The sequence below is a fragment of the Calditrichota bacterium genome (assembly GCA_014359355.1).
In the GTDB taxonomy this organism is placed as follows: Bacteria; Zhuqueibacterota; Zhuqueibacteria; order JANLFK01; family Oleimicrobiaceae; genus Oleimicrobium.
Genome location: JACIZP010000089.1, coordinates 1 through 1,614, shown reverse-complemented (window position 1 = coordinate 1,614; position 1,614 = coordinate 1). Strand labels below are relative to the sequence as shown.

Annotated in this window: 1 protein-coding gene; it reads left to right on the top strand. The window is 56.3% G+C overall.

The window, feature by feature from the left end:
• The coding region (locus tag H5U38_03755) for a DUF2723 domain-containing protein (protein ID MBC7186132.1) at positions 1 to 1,614 on the top strand (1,614 nt) is incomplete at both ends.

Sequence of the window (1,614 nt, the reverse complement as noted above, 5' to 3'; positions counted from 1 at the left end):
CCCTTGCCTTTGCCTTCACGGACTCTTTTTGGTTCAATGCGGTGGAGGCCGAAGTCTACGCGCTGAGCATGTTTTTCACCGCCGCGGTCGTGTGGCTGATTATGAAGTGGATGGAGAAAGCCGACGATCCCCGCAGTGACCGTTACTTGTTGATGATTGCCTACTGTGTGGGCTTGGCCATCGGGGTACACCTGCTCAACATCTTGGCTCTGCCCTTTGTTTTCTTGATTTTCTATTTCCGAACCTGCAAACCAGCCTCGTTCAAAGAGTTTGTCATACACTTGGTCATAGCTGCCGCCATTCTTGGGGCGTGCGCGTTCATTGGCATGGTCTTCAGGTTCGTGTACATCGGACTTGCCATCTACCTGGTGGGGCACTATTTCTACTCGCGAGGCAAGCTGAGCGAAGCCGGCAAGAGATATGCGCAGTTAGCCCTCACCTTGGGAGTGGGGACAACGATCTTTGTGGCAATCTACCCTGGAGTCATCAAGGGCATCCCTTACCTTGCGGAAAAGACATTCATCGAGGTGGTTTTGCTTCTCATGCTGGCCCTGCTCATTGCCGCCGGGGTGGCGGTGAGCGAGCGCCGACGCTGGGTTGCGCTCTCGGTGATGTCGCTCTTCCTCATCGTGTTGGGGTACTCCACCTACACTGCCCTCTACATCCGTTCCAACCTCGACCCGGCGATTGATGAGAACGACCCTGAGACGGCTGCGGGCATGGTGCGCTACCTCAACCGCGAGCAGTACGGCACCTGGGGGATTTTGCCCCGCCGGTTTCCGAATATCCCGTTCGAGTGGGAGTTCAGGCAGAGATATCCCGGGGAAAACTACAAGTTCTATCAGTTTGGTAAGCAGGTCGATTTCTTTCTGAACTATCAGCTGAAGAAGATGTACTGGCGCTACTTCGGCTGGCAGTTCATCGGCAAGGGCAATACCATCGGCAGCGATGGCTACATCGTGGAAACCATATCTCTGCGCGGACTTTACGCCTTGCCTTTCCTGATAGGGCTGTTCGGGATGGTGCACCATTTCTTCAGGGACTGGAAACGAGCGTTGCCGGTGTTGGCGCTCTTTGTGATGACCGGCGTGGCGATCGTTGTCTACCTGAATCAGGAAGACCCGCAGCCCCGGGAACGGGACTATGTCTACGTGGGCTCGTTCTTTGCCTTTGCCATTTGGGTGGGCGTGGGCGTGTCGGCCATCTTGGAATGGATCGGAGAGGCGTTCAAACAGCGCGGCAAGATCAGGGAGCTGGCGATTGCGGGTGCAGCCCTGGTCCTCGTGGTTGCAGCGCCGATTAACCTTTTTGCTTTCAATTTTCACTCGCATGACCGCACTGGCGACTACGTGCCGAGCGACTATTCGTACAACCTGCTCCAGACGTGCGACAAAGACGCGATCGTGTTTACCAATGGCGACAATGACACCTTCCCGCTCTGGTTCTTGCAGGAAGTGTGCGGCGTGAGGAAGGATGTGCGGGTGGTCAACCTCAGCCTGCTCAACACGGACTGGTACATCCGGCAATTGCGGGATCAGGAGCCGAAGGTGCCGATCCGCATGAGCGACAGCCAGATCGACGCACTGCGCCCCATGAGCATGATGGAGCTCCTGG